Source organism: Crossiella sp. CA198 (assembly GCF_052078295.1).
In the GTDB taxonomy this organism is placed as follows: domain Bacteria; phylum Actinomycetota; class Actinomycetes; order Mycobacteriales; family Pseudonocardiaceae; genus Crossiella.
This window is the reverse complement of sequence record NZ_JBQJIM010000011.1, coordinates 82,212-101,279: the sequence shown is the minus strand read 5'-3', so window position 1 is coordinate 101,279 and position 19,068 is coordinate 82,212. Positions and strand designations below refer to the sequence as shown.

The following is a 19,068-nucleotide window of genomic DNA, read 5'->3' as shown; positions in this document are numbered from 1 at the left end:
GCACTGTGGCGGTCCCGCGAGGTGCGGGACCGCCACAGTTGTTTCAGCACAACGGGATCAGGCTTCGGCCTTCTTCGCGCGCTTCGGCTTGGCCTCGGATTTGGCGTCGGACTTGGCCGCTGCCTTGGCCTCCGGCTTGGCTTCGGCCTTGGCTGCGGGCTTCGCTTCCGCGGACTTCGCGGCCGACTTGGCCTCGGCCTTGGCTTCGGCGGACTTGGCCTCGGCGGGCTTCGCCTCGGTCTTGGGCTTGGTCACGGTCCGCTTGGCCGCGGACTTGACGACCTTGGACAGGCCCTTGAGCGTGACGTCGTAGATCTCGTCCGGGTCCAGCCTGCGCAGTTCCTCGGCCAGGCAGTCCCTGACCTCGCGCCGCTGCAACGCGACCCGGCGTTCGGGCTGGCCTGCCTGGGTGAGCGCGCCGACCTTGCCGTCGGGCCGGACGAGTTCGACCTTGCCGGTGCGGCGTTCCAGCACGACCGAGCAGATGCCCTGGCCGTCCTGGGACTTGGCCCGCTCCACCGGGATCTTCAGGCTGGCGGCCAGCCAGGCAGCCAGCAGTTCGGTGGACGGCGAGTCGCCCGCGCCGGCGACGGTGGCCGCGGTGACCTTCTCGTACGGCGGCAGGTCCAGGGCCGCGGCGAGCACGGCCCGCCAGGTGGTCAGCCGGGTCCAGGCCAGGTCGGTGTCGCCCGCGGTGTAGGACTTGCGGCGCTGTTCCAGTGCCTTGATCGGGTGGCGCTCGGCGGCGGAGTCGGTGATCCGGCGCTGGGCGAGTTTGCCGATCGGGTCCTGGGCCGGGATCGCCGGGGCGGCCGAGGGCCACCAGGCGACCACCGGCGCGTCGGGCAGGAGCAGCGGGATGGTGCAGCTGGCCCCTTCCTCGGCGAGCGCGCCGTAGAGGCGCAGCACGATGACCTCGCTGGCCCCGGCGTCGCCGCCGACCCTGATCTGCGCGTCCAGCCGCGGCGCGGCCTTGCGGGCGCCGCGGGCCAGCACGATCACCCGGCAGGGGTGTTCGCGGCTGGCGTCGTTGGCCGCGTCGATGGCCTCCTCGGTGCTCTCCCCGTCGTCGGTGACGATGACGAGGGTCAGCACCCGGCCCAGCGCGACCGCGCCGCCCTGCTCGCGCAGGTCGACCAGCTTCTTGTTGACCGCCGAGGTGGTGGTGGAGGGCAGGTCGATGATCACGGTCGCCTCCAGTGACGTCCGGTGCGGGCCATCATCTCGTCGGCCGACTCCGGGCCCCAGGTGCCCGCCTGGTACGGCTCGGGCCTGCCCTGACCGGCCCAGAACTTCAGCACTGGTTCGAGGATCTCCCACGAGGTCTCGACCTCGTCGTTGACCGGGAACAGCGAGGGCTCGCCGAGCAGCACGTCCAGCAGCAGCCGCTCGTAGGCCTCGGGGCTGGACTCGGTGAAGGCGTGGCCGTAGCCGAAGTCCATGGTGACGTCGCGGATCTGCATCGAGGTGCCTGGCACCTTGGAGCCGAACCGCATGGTGATGCCCTCATCCGGCTGGACCCGGATGACCAGCGCGTTCTGCCCCAGTTCCTCGGTGGAGGTGGAGTCGAAGGGCAGGTGCGGGGCACGCTTGAACACCACCGCGATCTCGGTGACGCGGCGGCCGAGGCGCTTGCCGGTGCGCAGGTACCAGGGCACGCCGGCCCAGCGCCGGTTCTTGACCTCCACGGTCATCGCCGCGTAGGTCTCGGTGATCGAGTCCTCGGCGAAGCCGCCCTCTTCCAGGAGGCCGGGGACCTTCTGGCCGCCCTGCCAGCCGCCGACGTACTGCCCGCGCGCGGTGGTCTCCGCGAGGGGCGCCATCGGCGCGGTGGCGGCCAGGACCTTGGCCTTCTCCGCGCGCAGGTCCTTGGGCGCGAAGGAGCTGGGCTCCTCCATCGCGGTCAGGGCGAGCAACTGGAGGAGGTGGTTCTGGATGACGTCGCGGGCGGCGCCGATGCCGTCGTAGTACCCGGCGCGGCCGCCGAGGCCGATGTCCTCGGCCATGGTGATCTGCACGTGGTCGACGTAGTTGGCGTTCCAGATCGGCTCGAACAACTGGTTCGCGAAGCGCAGAGCCATGATGTTCTGCACGGTCTCCTTGCCGAGGTAGTGGTCGATGCGGAACACCGACTCCTCGGGGAAGACCTCGTTGACGATCTTGTTGAGCTGCCGCGCGCTGGCCAGGTCGTGGCCGAACGGCTTCTCGATGACCACCCGCCGCCACTGGTCCGGCTCGGGCGCGGACAGCCCGGAGCGGGCCAGCTGCTTGCAGACCGTGGGGAACGCGCCGGGCGGGATGGACAGGTAGAAGGCGTGGTTGCCGCCGGTCCCCCGCTGTTCGTCGAGTTCCTTGATGGTCCCGGCGAGCCGGTCGAAGGACTCGTCGTCGTCGAAGGTGCCCTGCACGAACCGGCAGCCTTCGGCGAGCTGGTCCCACACGGACTGCCGGAACGGGGTCCGCGCGTGCTGTTTGACCGCCTCGTAGACGACCTGCTCGAAGTCCTGGTTGGCCCAGTCGCGGCGGGCGAACCCGGTGAGCGCGAAGCCGGGCGGCAGCAGGCCGCGGTTGGCGAGGTCGTAGATGGCGGGCATGAGCTTCTTGCGGGACAGGTCACCGGTGACGCCGAAGATCACCAGGCCACAGGGCCCGGCGATCCGCGGGAGTCGCTTGTCCCTGGGGTCCCGCAAGGGGTTCTGCCACTGCCGGCTGCTCATTCGCCGACCTCCTGTACGGCCTTGACTACCTGAGCCAGACCGGCGGCGCGGTCGGTCAGGTGCAGGCGCAGCACCGGACGGCCGTGCTCGGCGAGCACCGAGCCGTCGCCCAGCGCCTGCGCGAGCTGGAGCACGCTGAGCGTGTACGGACGGTCCGGCACTTCGAGGTCCTGCTCGTTGGCGCCGGTGAGCTGCAGGAAGGCCCCGTTCTGGTGGCCGCCCTTGTGGTACTGCCCGGTGGAGTGCAGGAACCGGGGGCCCCAGCCGAAGGTGGTCTGCACCCCGGTGACCACGGCCAGCACCGGGCGCAGCACCACGGCGGAGGCGTCGTCGAGGCGGTCCAGGTAGGCCTGCACCGACAGGTAGCCGTGCTTGGGCAGGGCGGCGACCAGCGCGCGCACCGCGTCGGCGACGGTGGCCGCCTCGGCTGGCAGCCAGTCCCCCGCGGCGTGCACCTCCACCGCACCATCCACAAAGGACGGCGTAGCGGGCGTGGAGGTGGGCGCGTCCAGCAGCGCGCGGGCCGCCTTCTTCGCCGCTTCCACGTCGGGCTGGTCGAACGGGTTGATGCCGAGCACCCGCCCGGCCACCGCGGTGGCGTACTCCCACAGCAGGAACAGCCCGCCGAGCGGTCCGGAGGTGGTGAGCTGCGCGTTCGGCGTGCCGGGGGCGATGCCCACGGTGGTGGCGTCCTCGCCCGCATCGGCGAAGCCGGCCGCGTCGGGACTTTCCACCGCCACCGGCAGCAGGCCGGTGCCGTTCTTGCCGGTGGACTCGGCCACCAGCTGCTCGGCCCAGTCGCCGAAGCCCTTGATGCCGGAGCCGGTGTCGGTGAGCACGACCTTCTCCGCGCCGCGGGCGTGCGCCGCGCCGAAGGCTGCGGCCAGCCGCAGCGCCGGGTTGTCCGCGCTGTCCTGGGACAGCACGGTCGCCGCCGCGGCCGCCTCGTCGAGCAGTCCGCCGATGTCCGCGCCCGCGAGACCGGCCGGGACGAGCCCGAACGCGGTCAGCGCGGAGTAGCGGCCGCCGACGTGCGGGTCGGCCAGGAACACCTTGCGGTAGCCCTGTTCGGCCGACAGCTGCTCGAACGGCGAGCCGGGGTCGGTGACCACGACGATCCGCCGGGCGGCCTCGATGCCGTTGGCGGCGAAGGCCTTGGCGAAGATCCGCCGGTGGCTGTCGGTCTCCACGGTGCCACCGGACTTCGAGGACACCACCAGCACGGTGCGGGAGAGGTCGCCGGCGAGCGCGTCGGCGACCTGACCCGGATCGGTGGTGTCCAGCACGACCAGGGCGACACCCGCGGTCTGGCAGATGACCTCGGGCGCGAGCGAGGAGCCGCCCATGCCCGCGAGGACCACCCGGTCCACGCCCTCGGCGTGCAGGTCGGCGCGCAGCGCGAGGATCTCGGCGACCAGTGGCCGGGAGGTCTCGTGCAGCGTGGTCCAGGACAGCCGGATCGCCGACTCGGGCTCGGCCTCCGGGCCCCACAGGGTGGGGTCCTGCGCGGTGAGCTTGCTGGCGACCTGCTCCTCGGCAAGCTGGGCCGCCAGGGGTCCGGCTTCCGCGTTCAGTCCACTGTGGACGATCTCAACCGAGATCTGCTCGGTCATGTGTGGTCTCAGCCCTTCGCGCGTGCGAGCTGGTCGGTGACGGTCTGCAGCAGTTCTTCCCAGGACTTCTCGAACTTCTCCACGCCCTCGCGCTCCAGCACGGCGTAGACGTCGTCCACGTCGATGCCCGCCTCGGCGAGCGCGTCGAAGAGTTCCTGGGCCTGCTCGGCGGTGCCGCGCACGGTGTCGCCGATGATCTGCCCGTGGTCCTGCACGGCGAAGAGGGTCTTCTCCGGCATGGTGTTGACCACGTTCGGCGCGACCAGCTGGTCCACGTACTGGGTGTCGGAGTAGTTCGGGTCCTTCACCCCGGTGGAGGCCCAGAGCGGCCGCTGCGGGCGGGCGCCGTTCTGCTCCAGCCGCTGCCAGCGCTCGGAGCCGAAGACGTCCTCGTAGGCGGCGTAGGCGAGCCGGGCGTTGGCGATGGCGGCCTGGCCGCGCAGTGCCTGCGCCTCGGGGGTGCCCTTGGCTTCGAGGCGCTTGTCGATCTCGGAGTCGACCCGGGAGACGAAGAAGGAGGCGACCGAGGAGATCGTGGACAGGTCGTGGCCGTTGGCCTTGGCCTGCTCCAGCCCGGCCAGGTAGGCGTCCATGACGTCGAGGTAGCGGGCCACCGAGAAGATCAGCGTGACGTTGACGCTGACGCCCTCGGACAGGGCCTTGGTGATGGCGGGCAGACCCTCGACGGTGGCCGGGATCTTGACCATCAGGTTGGGCCGGTCCACGGTCTTCCACAGGTCGAGCGCCTCGGCGGTGGTGCGCTCGGTGTCGTGTGCCAGCCGCGGGTCGACCTCGATGGAGACCCGGCCGTCCACGCCGTCGCTGCCGCTGTAGACGCCGCGGAAGACGTCACAGGCGTTGCGCACGTCGGTGGTGGTCAGCTCGCGCACGGCCTGGTCCAGGCCGGCGCCGCGGGCGGCCAGCTCGCCGACCTGCTCGTCGTAGGCGGTGCCCTTGGACAGCGCGCCGGCGAAGATGGTCGGGTTGGTGGTCACGCCCACCACGTGCTGGTTCTCGATCAGCGACACCAGGTTGCCGGTGTTGAGCCGGTCCCTGGACAGGTCGTCGAGCCAGATGGAGACGCCGGCCTCGCTCAGCGCGGCCAGTGGGTTGGTGCCGGTCACTTGTTTCCCTCCACTCGCGCGATGCTGCGCTGCGCCGCGGCGACCACGGCGTCATCGGTCAGGCCGAACTCGCGGTACAGCGTCTGGTAGTCCGCCGAGGCGCCGAAGTGCTCGATGGAGACGATCTCCCCGGCGTCGCCGACGAAGCGGTGCCACGGCTGGGCGATACCCGCCTCGATGACCACCCGCGCCTTGACCGCGGGCGGGATCACCTGATCGCGGTAGTTCTTGTCCTGCTGGTCGAACCACTCCACGCACGGCATGGACACCACCCTGGTGGGAACGCCGCCGTCCTGGAGGATCTTCCGCGCGGCGACCGCGATCTGCACCTCGGAGCCGGTGGCGATCAGCACGGCCTGGGCGTCGCCGCCCTCGGCCTCGGCCAGCACGTAGCCACCCTTGGCCACGCCCTCGGCGTCGGTGCCTTCGAGGGTGGGCACGTTCTGCCTGGTCAGCGCGAGGCCGGTGGGGCCGTCCTGGGTTTCCAGGACCTTCTTCCAGGCGAAGGCGGTCTCGTTGGCGTCGGCCGGGCGGACCACGGACAGGCCGGGGATGGCGCGCAGCGCGGCCAGGTGCTCGATCGGCTGGTGGGTCGGGCCGTCCTCGCCGAGGCCGATGGAGTCGTGCGTCCACACGTAGATGACCGGGGACTTCATCAGCGCGGCCAGGCGCACCGCGGGGCGCATGTAGTCGCTGAAGACGAGGAAGGTGCCGCCGTAGGGGCGGGTCGGGCCGTGCAGCGCGATGCCGTTGAGGATGGAGCCCATCGCGTGCTCGCGGATGCCGAAGTGCAGCGTCCGGCCGTACGGGTTGGCGGTCCAGGTCTTGGTGGAGCTGCTCTCGGGGCCGAAGGAGTCGGCGCCCTTGATGGTGGTGTTGTTGCTCTCGGCCAGGTCGGCCGAGCCGCCCCACAGCTCGGGCAGCACCTCGCCGATCGCGGCCAGGGTGTCGCCGGAGGCCTTGCGGGTGGCCACGCCCTTGGCGTCCACCGGCCAGCTGGGCAGCTTGGCGGCCCAGCCCTCGGGCAGTTCCTTGCGGACCAGCCGGTCGTAGAGGGCCTTGCGATCGGGGTTGGCCGCGGCCCAGGCGTCGAAGCCGGTGAGCCACTCGGCCTTGGCCGCCTCGCCGCGCTTGACCACCTCGCGGGCGTGCGCGAGCACCTCGGCGTCGACCTGGAAGGTCTGCGCCGGGTCGAAGCCGAGGATCTCCTTGACCTTGGCGACCTCGTCCTCGCCGAGCGCGGAGCCGTGGATCTTGCCGGTGTTCTGCTTGGTCGGCGCGGGGAAGCCGATGATGGTGCGCAGCAGGATGAACGACGGCTTGCCGGTCTCGGCCTTGGCCGCGTCCAGGGCCTGGGTGAGACCCGCCACGTTCTCGCCGCCGAGCACGGTCTGCACGTGCCAGCCGTAGGCCTCGTAGCGCTTGGCCACGTCCTCCGACAGCGCGATCGCGGTGTCGTCCTCGATGCTGATCTGGTTGTCGTCGTAGATCACCACGAGGTTGCCGAGCTGCTGGTGGCCCGCGATGGAGGAGGCCTCGGAGGTGACGCCCTCCTCGATGTCGCCGTCGGAGGCGATCACGTAGACGTGGTGGTCGAACGGGCTCGTCCCTGGCGCGGCCTCGGGGTCGAACAGGCCGCGCTCGCGGCGGGCGGCCATGGCCATGCCGACGGCGGAGGCCAGGCCCTGGCCCAGCGGGCCGGTGGTGATCTCCACGCCCTTGGTGTGCCGGTGCTCGGGGTGCCCTGGCGTGGCCGAACCCCAGGTGCGCAGCGCCTTGAGGTCGTCCAGGGTCAGGCCGTAGCCGGCGAGGTAGAGCTGGATGTACAGGGTGAGGCTGGAGTGCCCGCAGGAGAGCACGAACCTGTCCCGGCCCGGCCAGTCCGGGTCGGCGGGGTCGTGCCGCATGGTCCGCTGGAACAGCGTGTACGCGGCGGGGGCCAGGCTCATCGCGGTGCCGGGGTGACCGTTGCCGACCTTCTGCACGGCGTCCGCGGCGAGTACCCGGACCGTGTCGACCGCGCGCTTGTCCAGCTCGGTCCAGTCGGCAGGAAGGTGCGCGGTGGTCAACGCGGAAATGTTGACGGAGTCCTCTGAACCGGACACTTGACGCTGCTCCCAACTTGGTTGCCATAGCGGCGGAACCGGCGGACTGACCAGCCCCGAACCGTTGTTTTCCCTCTTTCGGCTCAGCCTAGTCCTTCCGCCTCGGACCCACCGGACTCGATCCAGTTGTTGGCGCGCCCGGACCCCCGTGCGCGCCCCGCTTAGGTAGCGCGGCTACCATCCGATGGGACCTGAAGCTGGGTCTCCCGAAGCTGACGAGGATCTACCCGGCCCGCCCCCACCCACCGATGCGGCCGGGCCGATGAGGAGCGAGATGCCGCCGGTGACCGTGGTCAAGAGGGTTCGATGAGCGCCACCCTCGACGCGCCGGCGCAGCGCTCCCCAGGCAAGTTCAAGACCACCGTCGGGGCCTATGTGGCCCTGACAAAGCCGCGGATCATCGAACTGCTGCTGGTGACCACGATCCCGGCGATGCTGCTGGCCCAGCGCGGCATCCCGAGCGTGTGGCTGGTGCTGACCACCCTGGTCGGCGGCACCATGGCCGCTGGCAGCGCGAACGCGCTCAACTGCGTGGCCGACGCGGACATCGACGCGGTGATGAAGCGCACCAAGTCCCGGCCGCTGGCCCGGCACGCGGTGCCCACCCGCAACGCGCTGATCTTCGGCATCGTGCTCGGCGTGGCCAGCTTCGCCTGGCTCTACGCCACCACGAACCTGCTCTCCGCGATCCTGGCGGTAGCGGCGATTCTGTTCTATGTGCTCGTCTACACGATGGTGCTCAAGCGCCGCACGGCGCAGAACATCGTGTGGGGCGGCGCGGCCGGGTGCATGCCGGTGGTGATCGGCTGGTCCGCGGTGACCAACTCGGTGGACTGGCCCGCCTTCGTGATGTTCGGCGTGATCTTCTTCTGGACCCCGCCGCACTTCTGGGCCCTGGCGATGAAGTTCAAGGACGACTACGCGGCGGCCGGGGTGCCGATGCTGCCGGTGGTGGCCACGCCGGTGCAGGTGGCCAAGCAGATCGTCATCTACTCCTGGGTGATGGTGGCCTGGTCGCTGCTGCTCGCGCCCGCCACCAGCTGGCTCTACACCGGGGCGGCGGTGCTGGCCGGGGCCTGGTTCCTGCTGCTGGCGCACCGGCTGTACAAGGCGGTGCGGGACGGCGAACCGGCGAACCCGATGAAGCTGTTCCACATGTCGAACACCTATCTGACCGCGGTGTTCGTGGTGCTGGCCGTGGACTCGGCCATCGGGCTGCCGGTGCTCGGCCTGCCGTTCTGACGGATCAGGAGAAGGTGACGGACCTCAGCTTGAGCCGGTCCGAGCCCTTGCCGCCAAAGGGCCGGAGACTGAAGTACCTGTCGCTCTCGCAGTTGTCGTCCGTGAACACCACCGCGGTCGAGTCGGTGTCGTTGCGCGGCCGGAACGCGTCCACATCCCAGTCCGCGATCTCCGGGATCTCGATGCATTCGCCGCTGGGCGGGTCGACCAGCGAACCTACCTGCAGCTCTTCGTTCTCGTCGTAGTAGCGGTAGGTGAAGTCGCCTACAGCGGCGGAGGCGGTGCCCGGTAGGGCGAGACCAAGGGCGCAAACACTCGCCACGGCGAGCAGTGCGGCACGTAGACGCATGGCTGATGGTTCCTCTCAACGGTGATTCGATGTGATGCCGTCCCAGGGTGTCCGCTGCCGGTCGGCGGCAGCCTGTTCCGGCACAAGACCACCTGCGGGTGTGACGCACTGCCACTCATGCGGGTGGATGTCGGGAAATCACCGGCTTCGGCCCTCAACTTTCCGACGGCGTCGACCGAGGCGCCGAGGTGTGTGCCAGTGCACACAGCCGGACGGGTCTCCGTGGGCGTCCTCGGGGTGGCGGCATCGTGCCGCGCTCGATGGGGAGGTCCCGATGACCACGATCAGCCAGGTTCCGGCCACGCGTGTCAGCCCGCCGCCGTGGGTGGCGGTGGCCGCCGCGGGGATCGCCACGCACGCGTTCAACCACGTCAGCACGGTGGTGCAGGACGTGTGGCGGCTGATCGAGAGCCCGGCCGCCGCCGGGTTCAACCCGGGCACGATCTACCACCCGATCAGCGCGGTGCTCTACCTGTGGCTGGCCGCGATGGTCTACCAGGGCCGCAACTGGGGGCGGGTTGTGATCACCATCCAGCTCGCCGGGCAGTTCGTCGGCCGGTACTTCATCTGGATGGCATACCCAGCCCTGGAGGTCAGGGCGGATCTGGCCACCGGGTGGGCGTTGTCCACGGTGGTGCTGTTCCTGTTGTGGGCGCCCGGTTCGAGCAGGCGGTACTTCCGGCGGCGCTAAGTCAGCCGGTCAGCCTGGTGAGCAGGGCGGTGCGGATCGCCGGGCGGGAGCCGAACAGCAGCAGGAAGGTGGCCTCGCGGACCAGGCGCTGGGTGTCGGAGCCGGGCAGCAGCGAGCGGCTGCCCTGGTGCACGGCGCAGGCGTTCGCGGCCCGCAGCGCCAGCTCGGACCCGGTGGCGCGGGCCAGGGCGACGTCCTCGGGGGCGGCGGTGTGCAGCTGGGTGCGGGCGGCGTCGAGTTGGGCGGGCAGGGCGCCTGCCGCCTCACCGAGCAGGGTGATCGCCCGGCCCGCGACGCCCAGCGCGAGTGCGCCGTTGAAGCGCTGGGCTTCGGCGTCCCCGGTCAGGTATTCGGCCTGCGGGACGGTGTGCACGATCCGTTCCGCTGGCACGAAGTGCCGGGTGAAGGTGAGCGTGACGGTCCGGCTGGCCTGCACGGCCAGGAGGTCCAGGGGCTCGACCGACACGGAGTCGCTCGCCACGGCGTCGAGCAGCGCGAAGACCAGCAGGTCCTGGGTGTCCCTGGCCGCGGTGTGCAGGGTGTCGATCAGGTCCCAGCCGGACACCCAGGGCGCGCTGCCGTCGAAGAGGTAGCCGCCGTCCACGGGTTCGGCCCGCAGCAGCGGCGGCCCGGGACGCACTGCCGCGCCCACCGCTACCCCGGCCCGCCGCCGTCCGGCGATCAGGTCGTCGAGGCACTTCTCCCGCAGCGGCTCGTTGGCCGAGCGGGCCAGGGTCATCACCGGGCCGTGGTGCTGCATCCAGACGAACGTGGTGGTCAGGCAACCGCCCGCCAGGATCTCCACCAGCCGCAGCACCGAAGAATAATCTGGAAGGTCCACTGTGGACAGTCCGTAGAACCCGTGCTCCGCCAACAGGTCCAGGTGACTGACCGGCACCCGGTCGGCGGCGTCGACGACGGCCGCGGCCGGGAACAGCACGGTGTCGGCGATCTCGGCCGCGGTGCGCAACGCCTCGCTCATGGTCTCCCTCGATATTCGGTTGCCCGGCGGGCGGGGCCTCTGCTCTGCTGACGAGCCTAGAGCCACCACAAGGAGATGATCATGCGCCGCACGTTCGTGTTCCCCCTGGAAGGAGTCTCCCCCAACCCCAAGGACACGACACTTGTCGGCACGCACGATCAACCTGGGCATCCTGGCGCACGTCGACGCCGGTAAGACCAGCCTCACCGAGCGGCTGCTGCACGCCGCCGGGGTCATCGACCGGATCGGCCGGGTCGACGACGGCGACACCCAGACCGACTCCCTCGCCCTGGAACGCCAGCGCGGGATCACCATCAAGTCCGCGGTGGTCTCCTTCACGCTGGGCGAGTCCACGGTCAACCTGATCGACACCCCCGGTCACCCGGATTTCATCGCCGAGGTGGAGCGGGTGCTGTGCGTGCTCGACGGGGCCGTGCTGGTGGTCTCGGCGGTGGAGGGCGTGCAGGCGCAGACCCGGGTGCTGCTGCGTGCGCTGCGGCGGCTCGGCATCCCGACGCTGATCTTCGTCAACAAGGTCGACCGGCGTGGCGCGAGCCTGGACCGGGTGCTGCGGCAGATCACCGAGCGGCTGTCACCCTCAGTCCTGGCGATGGGCTCGGCCGAGCGGCCCGGTGCCCACGATGCCGACTATCTGCCTTGTGCCGCAACCGATCCCGGGTTCCGCACCCGGCTGCTCGACCTGCTCACCGGCCACGACGACACCCTCCTCGCGGACTTCGTCGCCGATGCGGACTCGGTGCCCTATCAGCGGTTGCGCACCGCGCTGGTCGCCCAGACCCGGCAGGCCCAGGTACACCCGGTGTACGCCGGATCCGCGGTCACCGGCGCGGGCGTGGACGCGCTGATCGAAGGCATCCGCGAGCTGCTGCCCGCCGACCCTGGTGATCCGGCCGCGCCAGCCGCCGGGACCGTGTTCAAGATCGACCGCGGCCCGGCCGGGGAGAAACTGGCCTATGTGCGGCTGTTCGCCGGGATCATCCGGGTCCGGGAGCACCTGGACTTCGGCCGGGACCGGCGGGGCAAGGTCACCGGGATCAGCGTGTTCGAGCAGGGCACCGCCGTACCCGCGGATTCGGTGACCGCGGGCCGGATCGGACTGCTGCGCGGCCTGGACGAGATCCGCATCGGCGACCCGGTCGGCCGCCCGCACCCGCGTTCCGCGCTGCGGCCGCAGTTCGCCCCGCCCACCCTGGAAACCGTGGTGCTGCCCAGGGATCCGCGCGACCGGGGCGCGCTGCACCAGGCGCTCACCCGGCTCGCCGAGGCCGATCCGCTGATCAACCTGCGCCGGGACGAGACCCGCCAGGAGATCGCGGTCTCCCTCTACGGCGAGGTGCAGAAGGAGGTCATCGAGGCCACCCTGGCCGCCGAGTCCGGGCTCGCGGTGGAGTTCCGGGAGACCACCACGCTCTGCCTGGAACGCGTGCGCGGCACCGGATCGGCCGTGGAGGTCATGGGCGCGGGCAACCCGTTCTTCGCCACCGTCGGCCTGCGGATCGACCCCGCGCCACCGGGTTCCGGACCGCGCTTCAGCTACGAGACCGAGTTGGGCGCCCTGCCGCTGGCCTTCTTCACCGCGATCGAGGACACCGTGCTGTCCACCCTCGGCCAGGGCCTGCGCGGCTGGCCGGTCACCGACTGCGTGATCACCCTGACCCACTCCGGGTTCTCCAGCGTGTTCAGCACCGCCGGGGATTTCCGGTCGCTGACCCCACTGGTGCTGATGTCCGCACTGCGCCAGGCCGGGACCACAGTGCTCGAACCCCTGCACCGGTTCGAGCTGGACCTCCCGGCCGACGCCCTCGCCACGGTCCGCCCGGTGCTGGCCCGCCTGGACGCGGTGCCGCGCGAGACCAGCACGCACGGCTCCACCTACCGCCTGGTCGGGGAGATCCCGGCGGCCAGAGTCCATGAGCTGCAACGGCAACTGCCCGGCCTCACCCACGGCGAAGGCGTCCTGGACTGCGCCTTCGCCGACCACCGCCCGGTCCGCGGCCGCATCCCGGACCGCCCACGCACCGACCACAACCCCCTGGACCGCAAGGAATACCTACTGCACCTACGCCGCCGGATCTAAGCACCCACGCCGCCGTGTTGGCCGTTATGGACGGTGTCTTGGCCGTTGCGGACGGTGTGTTGGCCGTTATGGACGGTGTGTTGGCCGACTGGCGTACCGGTTCGGCCAAGACTGCGTACGACAACGGCCAACACGGCGGCGAGGTGCGGGCGCGCAGGCTTGGCCGAACGGCTGATCTTGGTGGCCGAACGGGCGAGGTGGCCGCCGGCGGCGGCGAACAGGCTGACGACGCCATGTTCGCCGCTGGAAAGGGTTCTTGATGTCTGGCAGTTCCCGCCGGGCCGCCGCACTGCTGCTCGTCACCGCCTCGGCGCTGACGATCGGTGTCGCGCCTGCCTCGGCCGCGCCCACCTTCACCCCCGGCTCCCCCGGCGTCGGCGACCGGCTGCTGCCGGGACTGGGCAACGGTGGTTACGACGCCGAGGAGTACACAGTGGACTTCCGGTTCGAACCGGGCGTGTCCACGATGGCCGGGCGCACCGCGATGACCGCGAAGGCCACCCAGAACCTGTCCCGGTTCAACCTGGACTTCGCCGGGGGCGTGGTGCACCAGGTTCGGGTGGACGGGCGCCGCGCCAAGTTCCGCACCGAGGGCGAGGAGCTGGTGATCACCCCGGCCCGGCCACTGCGCGCGGGCCGGAACTTCGCCGTCGAGGTCGAGTACACCGCCGACCGCGCCGCCAAGGTGCCGTCCCCGGTGGATGAGACCGCGGGCTGGAGCAACCTCACCGACGGCGGGTTCGCGCTGTGGTCGCAGCCGGACCGGGCGCACCTGTTCTTCCCGGTCAACGACCACCCCTCGGACAAGGCCCGGTTCACCTACCGGGTGGACGCGCCCGAGGGCTGGACCGTGGTGGCCAACGGGATCCGCACCGCTGAGCGCACCGCGGGCGGCCGGACCGTGGTCACCCACCGCACCCGGCACCCGATCACCAGCCAGGTCGCCCAGCTCGCCGTCGGCAAGTTCGACCTGGTCACCGGCACCGGACCGCACGGGCTGCCGCTGCGCAGCGCGGTCACCGCGGGCCAGGTCGAGCAGGTGCGGCCGGCGCTGGACCGGATCAGCGGGCACCTGGCCTGGCTGGAGCAGCGCATCGGCCGCCCGTTCCCACTGGAGGCCTACGGCGTGCTGGGCCTGGACGGCAACCGGCCAACGCAGACCGACGCCCTGGAGACCGCGACCCTGTCCACCTTCCTGACCCGGTCGCTGACCGAGTTGAAACACACCGAACCGGTGATGGTGCACGAGGCCGCGCACCAGTGGTTCGGCAACTCGATCTCCTTCCGCTCCTACGACGACGTCTGGCTCAGCGAGGGTTTCGCCACCTACTTCGGCCAGCTGTGGGAGGAGGAGCACGGCGGCACGTCCGTGCCGGACAGCCTGCGCCGGATCTACGGTGCGGACCAGGAGGCCCGGACGGCACTGGGCTCCATCGTGGTCTCCAACGAACCGAAGGGGATCTTCGGACTGGCCAGGGCCGGGGGCGCGCTGGTGGTCTACGCGCTGCGCCAGGCCGCGGGCGAGCAGACCTTCCAGCGGATCCTGCGGGCCTTCCTGGACCGGCACCGGGACGCCACCGCGAACACCGCGGACTTCGAGCGCGTGGTGGCCGAAGTCGCCGGTCCGGAGGTGGCCGGGGTACTGCGCGAGTGGCTGCACAGCCCCACCACTCCGCCCATGCCGGGGCACCCGGACTGGAAGCCCGGAAACTAGGCCGTCCCGCCGATTTGTCTAGTTTATCCACCGCCATTCGGCCGAATGTGTGCACTCGTGAATCACCCTGGTGTGCCGCTGTTCGGAAGCGGTTTACTCCGAAGTGGTCCGCTACCGGGAGGCACATCGTGGCGAGTGGTTCATCTCTGCAGGACGCCAACATCGGCAAGGTTTTCGACGCTCTCGACGTCACCAAGGACGGGATCATCTCCGCGGCCGATTTCACCGCGCTGGCCGAGGGGGTGGCGGCCCAGCTGGTGCCTGACGCGGAGGAACACCGCAGGCAGGACATCGTGACCGCGTTCCTGGGCTGGTGGGCGCAGATCGAACGGGACGCCGACACCGACGGGGACGGCCAGGTCAGCCGGGAGGAGTTCGTCGCGGCCACCGAACGCGGTCTGGCGGACAATCCGGATTATCTCGACGAGGCCTACGCCAAGGTCGCGGAAACCGTGTTCGAGGTGCTCGACCGCGATGGCGACGGAAACATCAGCCGGGAGGAGTACATCGCCATGTACGCCTCGGCGGAGGTGAGCGCCGAGATCGCGGAATCGGCGTTCGAGCGAATTGATCAGAACGGCGACGGCGTCATCGACTACGCCGAGTTCCGGGCAGCCTTGCAGGAAATGTTCACCACTTCCGACCCCGATGCCCCCGGGGCCGGACTGCTCGGCTGACCGCGCGCGGCGCGGAGACGGCCCCGCCCTGGAGCGCGACCCTCCACGGGCGGGGTCGCCCGGACACCTCGTCCGGGTGGATCAGTACCTTCGGCGGCTGGGTAGCGCCCGCCGGGGTTCCTAGGATCCCAGGTCATGCAGCTACGTCGCCGTTTCCGGGTCTCGCGCACCGGGGCCCTCGCACTGGCCGCCGCGCTGTCGGTGTCCATGGCGGGCATGGCCTCCGCCGCACCGGCGGACTGGGGCGCACCGGCCTCGCTCGCGCCGATCGACCCGCAGCAGTGGGAGAACCCCGCTGACATGACGTGGTCGGACTACAAGAAGCCGCCGGGCACCGACTGGGCGAACCCGGCGCTCAAGCCGACCAAGCGGATGTTCAAGGGCGCGCTCGTCCTCGTCGACTACCCGGACCAGGAGTTCGCGGTCACCCAGCCGCCGAAGTCCACCGTGTTCGGCAACCCCACCAACCTGGCCAACAACATCCCGCGGGCCCAGGTGGCGCAGTTCTACCAGGACTTCCTCAACAAGCCCGGCAAGGTCAACAACGGGCACACCATCAACGAGTACTGGATGGAGGACTCCGGCGGGCGCTTCGGCGTTGACCTCAAGGCCTTCGGCGCGTACCGGCTGCCCGGCAAGTCCTACGAGTACGCGATGGAGTTCCAGGGTTCCGGGGCCTGCCCGGCCGGGTCCAGCTGTAACAAGGACCTGCGCACCGACGCGGGCGCGGCCTGGCGCAAGGATGTCGGCACCGAGGTGCCCAAGGGCTTCGACTTCGTCTTCTTCCTCTCCGCGGGCCAGGACGAGTCCGGGACCTGGCAGGAGTTCGGGCCGATGATGTTCGAGAAGAAGGAGGACGTGCCGGACTCCTTCGGTCCGCCCGACCCCAACCTGCCGAACTGGGCCAAGACCCGTTACGTGGAGTGGACCTCGTGGAAGGCCGCGGCCTCCATCTGGCCGAATGCCGGCGGCGGCTCCTCCACCCAGGCGGAAAGCTCGGGGCAGAGCGTGTACGCGCACGAGTTCAGCCACATCCTGGGCATCGGCGACAACTACAACAACCCGTTCGGCAATCCGCCGGTGCGCGCCTACAGCGGACCGTGGGACATGCTCAGCCGCGGCACCTTCAACGGTCCAGGCGGCACGCACACCCGCTGGTTCATCCCGCCGATGGCCGGGGCGTCCATGGGCGCGCAGCACATGCTGCGCAACAAGATGAAGCTCGGCATCGTGGACGAGGCCAACGTGCTGCGGCTGGACCGGGGCACACTGACCACCTCCGGACTGGCGGTGGCCACGGTGACCGCCCGCTCGGTGCAGCCCGGCCCCACCGGACTGGCCGGGATCAACGTGGTCATGCCGGGTGGGGACAAGGCCCCCGCGTGCAGTCAGGCCCGTGATCCGCTCTGCGACGGCCGCGGCTACCAGAACTACACCCTGGAGGTCGTGGACCGGATGGGGTCGGACTCCTTCACCCCGGACAGCGGTGTGCTGCTGGCCAAGACGAAGAACGCCGACGCCGCCCCGTTCAAGTGGGTGGTCGACGCCAACCCGCAGGACATCAACCTGGTCGACTACTACAAGCCGGACGGCACGCCGGTGAAGGTGACCATCGGCGACCCGCGCCAGCTCGCCGACGCGTTGCTCAAGGCGGGCACCGGATCCAAGTCGATCTATGAGTACACCGACACGCACAACCGGCTGCACTTCTACGTCCTGGACATCAAGCGGGACAACAAGGGCGTGCTCTCCTACACCGTCGCGGTCCGTTCCCTGGACGGCGCGGGCGCGCACACCCGAGGGGTGGCCCTGGGCAACGCGCGCACCGGCTGGGTCGGCCGCCGCGGCGCCACCGCCTGCTCCTTCCCGCTGACCAACACCGGCAAGGCCAGTGGCAACCCGGCCGCGCACCTGCGTTCGGACGTCTACCGGCTCAAGGCCGAGGTCAGCGGCGCGGGCTGGCAGGTCCAGCTGCCCAACTCCCTGGCCACCGCCAAATTCGGCGAGAAGGTCGACGTGGCGGTGAACGTGGAACGCACCACCGCGCAACAGATCGAGGCCGCCACGGTGAAGCTGACCGCGGTGTCCGAGTCCGACCCGGGCAAGACCGCGACGGCGACGTGCACCGTCCTGTCCTGATCCTGCTCACGGCGCTGGTGGCGGCGGGCTGCGCGAGCACGCCCGCCGCCACCGGCCTGCCGGTGAAACTCCTGGTCCGGGACGGGGCGATGCGCGAGGTCGGCGGCGACTGCTCGGGCACCGGCGCCTACCAGGCCATCCACCCCAACGCCGGATTCCGGGTCCTGGACGCCGAGGGCAAGCAGCTCGCCGACGGGAAACTGCCGCCGGGCAAGGCGGTCAAGGCCATCGACGAACCGCTGAAGGTGCCCCGCGAACCGACCTTCTGCCAGCTGGAGTTCACCGTGACGGTCCCGGCCGCCACGGGCTACCGGCTGCACGTCGGCGACCTGCCGCCGATCGAACTGGCCCGCGACCCGAACCTGGGCGAGCAGGCGCCCCTGGTGGGATTGACCACGTGAGAGCCCCCCTGGTCCTGCTGCTCGCCCTGCTCCTGGCCGCCTGCACCCCCGCTCCGCCACCGGCCCCGGTGCGCGGCGGGTCCTCGGCGCTGCCCGGACCGCTGCCCCCAGGGGTGACCTTCCGGGCACCACCCGGGGAAGCCTCCTCCGCGCCGGACTTCACCGTGCCGCTCACCGACGGCACCAAGGTCACCGCCTCGGCGCTGTGGAAAGACCGGCCACTCGTCGTGGTGTTCTTCAGCTCCTGGTGCGCCAAATGCGGCAGCGAGCAGGCCAAACTCACCGAACTCGCCACCCAGTACAAGGACAAGGTGGTCTTCCTCGGCGTGGCCGCCCGGGACACCGAAACCGATCTGCGCGGCTACCTGGACAAACACCAGGTGCCCTACCCGGTCGGGCAGGACGACCAGCAGCAGACGATCGGCCGTAGCTACGCGCTGGCCGAACCGCCACTGCTCGCCGTGGTGGCCCCCGGCGGCACCCTGATCAAGGGACTGACCTCGGCGAACGCCGTCGGGGACGCACTGCGGCAGTTGGTCGGCTGAGTAGGCGGCGCGCACCACACCGGGCCGTCTAGGCTTCGTGCCGTGTCCCTTTCTCTGACGATCTCCCGGGCCCGCCTGCTGGCCGCGGGCGCGGTGACCGCGCTCGGCCTGCTGGTCGCCGGCTGCACCCCCAGCGAGGCGCCTGCCGGACTGGAAGAGCTGGCCAAGGCCAACACGACCCCGTCCGCGGCCTCGGCCACCAGCTCCGCGGCCGCCACCAGCGCAGCGGGCAAGCCCGCGGGCGCGCCCTGCGCCATCGACGCGTTCAAGCTTGAGGGCGCGCCCAACGCCAAGCCCAAGGTGACCGTGCCGACCGACTGCTCGGCGCCCACCACCCTGCTGTCCAAGGACATCACCCCTGGCGCCGGCGCCGGGCTGAAGGCCGGTGACACGGTCGAGGCGCACTACCACCTGACCACCTTCTCCGACCGCGCCTTCAAGCAGTCCTCCTACGACGGCGGGCAGAGCTTCAGCACGCCGATCGGCGCCGGCCGGGTCATCCCGGGCTGGGACCAGGGCATGATCGGCCAGAAGGCCGGCTCCCGCCGGGTGCTGGTGGTCCCGCCGGACCTGGGTTACGGCCCGGCGGGCAAGGGCGACATCGGGCCGAACGAGACCCTGATCTTCGTGGTCGACCTGATCAAGATCACCCCGGGCGCCGGGTCCTGATC

At 70.6% G+C, this 19,068-nt stretch carries 17 protein-coding genes; 10 read left to right on the top strand and 7 right to left on the bottom strand.

The features are described from left to right. Nucleotides 1-57: 57 nt before the first annotated feature. From opcA to tkt, 5 genes are read right to left on the bottom strand one after another with little or no spacing between them, the layout of a single operon-like run. On the bottom strand, nt 58-1,188 hold the full coding sequence (gene opcA, locus ACTOWY_RS19610; RefSeq protein WP_441311088.1) for a glucose-6-phosphate dehydrogenase assembly protein OpcA: 1,131 nt from the start codon (nt 1,186-1,188) through the stop codon (nt 58-60). Next, a complete protein-coding gene (gene zwf, locus ACTOWY_RS19605; RefSeq protein WP_247763418.1) occupies nt 1,185-2,717 on the bottom strand; it encodes a glucose-6-phosphate dehydrogenase in 1,533 nt (510 codons plus the stop codon). Before zwf ends, opcA begins: the two co-directional genes overlap by 4 nt. Then, nucleotides 2,714-4,330, bottom strand: a complete 1,617-nt coding sequence (locus tag ACTOWY_RS19600) for a glucose-6-phosphate isomerase (RefSeq protein WP_441311087.1) — start codon at nt 4,328-4,330, stop codon at nt 2,714-2,716. Before ACTOWY_RS19600 ends, zwf begins: the two co-directional genes overlap by 4 nt. 8 nt (nt 4,331-4,338) lie before the next feature. Continuing rightward, nucleotides 4,339-5,454, bottom strand: coding sequence for a transaldolase (tal, locus tag ACTOWY_RS19595; protein ID WP_441311086.1), 1,116 nt, complete (start codon nt 5,452-5,454; stop codon nt 4,339-4,341). Further along, nucleotides 5,451-7,523, bottom strand: a complete 2,073-nt coding sequence (tkt, locus tag ACTOWY_RS19590; protein WP_441311085.1) for a transketolase — start codon at nt 7,521-7,523, stop codon at nt 5,451-5,453. Before tkt ends, tal begins: the two co-directional genes overlap by 4 nt. 342 nt (nt 7,524-7,865) lie before the next feature. Here tkt and ACTOWY_RS19585 point away from each other — a divergent pair, with 342 nt between their 5' ends. Beyond that, on the top strand, nt 7,866-8,801 hold the full coding sequence (locus tag ACTOWY_RS19585; RefSeq protein WP_441311084.1) for a heme o synthase: 936 nt from the start codon (nt 7,866-7,868) through the stop codon (nt 8,799-8,801). A 4-nt stretch (nt 8,802-8,805) separates the two neighbouring features. Here ACTOWY_RS19585 and ACTOWY_RS19580 read toward each other — a convergent pair whose 3' ends face one another. Further along, nucleotides 8,806-9,150 (bottom strand): hypothetical protein, encoded by a 345-nt coding sequence (locus tag ACTOWY_RS19580; protein WP_441311083.1) that lies wholly within the window; start codon nt 9,148-9,150, stop codon nt 8,806-8,808. Between the two features lie 274 nt (nt 9,151-9,424). Here ACTOWY_RS19580 and ACTOWY_RS19575 point away from each other — a divergent pair, with 274 nt between their 5' ends. Then, a complete protein-coding gene (locus tag ACTOWY_RS19575) occupies nt 9,425-9,841 on the top strand; it encodes a hypothetical protein (protein WP_441311082.1) in 417 nt (138 codons plus the stop codon). A 1-nt stretch (nt 9,842) separates the two neighbouring features. On the opposite strand, the gene ACTOWY_RS19570 is transcribed toward ACTOWY_RS19575, so the two are convergent. Next, the gene (locus tag ACTOWY_RS19570) at nt 9,843-10,823 is read right to left on the bottom strand and encodes an acyl-CoA dehydrogenase family protein (RefSeq protein WP_441311081.1); all 981 of its coding nucleotides are present in this window, start codon (nt 10,821-10,823) and stop codon (nt 9,843-9,845) included. Between the two features lie 142 nt (nt 10,824-10,965). On the opposite strand from ACTOWY_RS19570, the gene ACTOWY_RS19565 reads away from it, so the two are divergent. The 8 genes from ACTOWY_RS19565 (at nt 10,966) to ACTOWY_RS19530 (ending at nt 19,066) form a co-directional block, all read left to right on the top strand. Beyond that, a complete protein-coding gene (locus ACTOWY_RS19565; RefSeq protein WP_441311080.1) occupies nt 10,966-12,921 on the top strand; it encodes a GTP-binding protein in 1,956 nt (651 codons plus the stop codon). A gap of 38 nt (nt 12,922-12,959) precedes the next feature. After that, nucleotides 12,960-13,181 carry a hypothetical protein gene (locus tag ACTOWY_RS19560; RefSeq protein ID WP_441311079.1) on the top strand — a complete coding sequence of 74 codons (222 nt, stop codon included), beginning with the start codon at nt 12,960-12,962 and terminating at the stop codon, nt 13,179-13,181. Continuing rightward, entirely contained in the window at nt 13,181-14,635 is a 1,455-nt protein-coding gene (locus ACTOWY_RS19555; protein WP_441311078.1) for a M1 family metallopeptidase, read from the top strand. Before ACTOWY_RS19560 ends, ACTOWY_RS19555 begins: the two co-directional genes overlap by 1 nt. 128 nt (nt 14,636-14,763) lie before the next feature. Beyond that, the gene (locus tag ACTOWY_RS19550; RefSeq protein WP_441311077.1) at nt 14,764-15,312 is read left to right on the top strand and encodes an EF-hand domain-containing protein; all 549 of its coding nucleotides are present in this window, start codon (nt 14,764-14,766) and stop codon (nt 15,310-15,312) included. A 135-nt stretch (nt 15,313-15,447) separates the two neighbouring features. After that, nucleotides 15,448-17,451 (top strand): M6 family metalloprotease domain-containing protein, encoded by a 2,004-nt coding sequence (locus tag ACTOWY_RS19545; protein ID WP_441311076.1) that lies wholly within the window; start codon nt 15,448-15,450, stop codon nt 17,449-17,451. After that, nucleotides 17,433-17,852 carry a hypothetical protein gene (locus ACTOWY_RS19540; RefSeq protein ID WP_247763407.1) on the top strand — a complete coding sequence of 140 codons (420 nt, stop codon included), beginning with the start codon at nt 17,433-17,435 and terminating at the stop codon, nt 17,850-17,852. Before ACTOWY_RS19545 ends, ACTOWY_RS19540 begins: the two co-directional genes overlap by 19 nt. Continuing rightward, on the top strand, nt 17,849-18,397 hold the full coding sequence (locus tag ACTOWY_RS19535; RefSeq protein ID WP_441311075.1) for a TlpA family protein disulfide reductase: 549 nt from the start codon (nt 17,849-17,851) through the stop codon (nt 18,395-18,397). The genes ACTOWY_RS19540 and ACTOWY_RS19535 overlap by 4 nt, the downstream gene beginning before the upstream one ends. A 42-nt stretch (nt 18,398-18,439) precedes the next feature. Then, the gene (locus ACTOWY_RS19530) at nt 18,440-19,066 is read left to right on the top strand and encodes an FKBP-type peptidyl-prolyl cis-trans isomerase (RefSeq protein WP_441311074.1); all 627 of its coding nucleotides are present in this window, start codon (nt 18,440-18,442) and stop codon (nt 19,064-19,066) included. Nucleotides 19,067-19,068 lie beyond the last annotated feature (2 nt).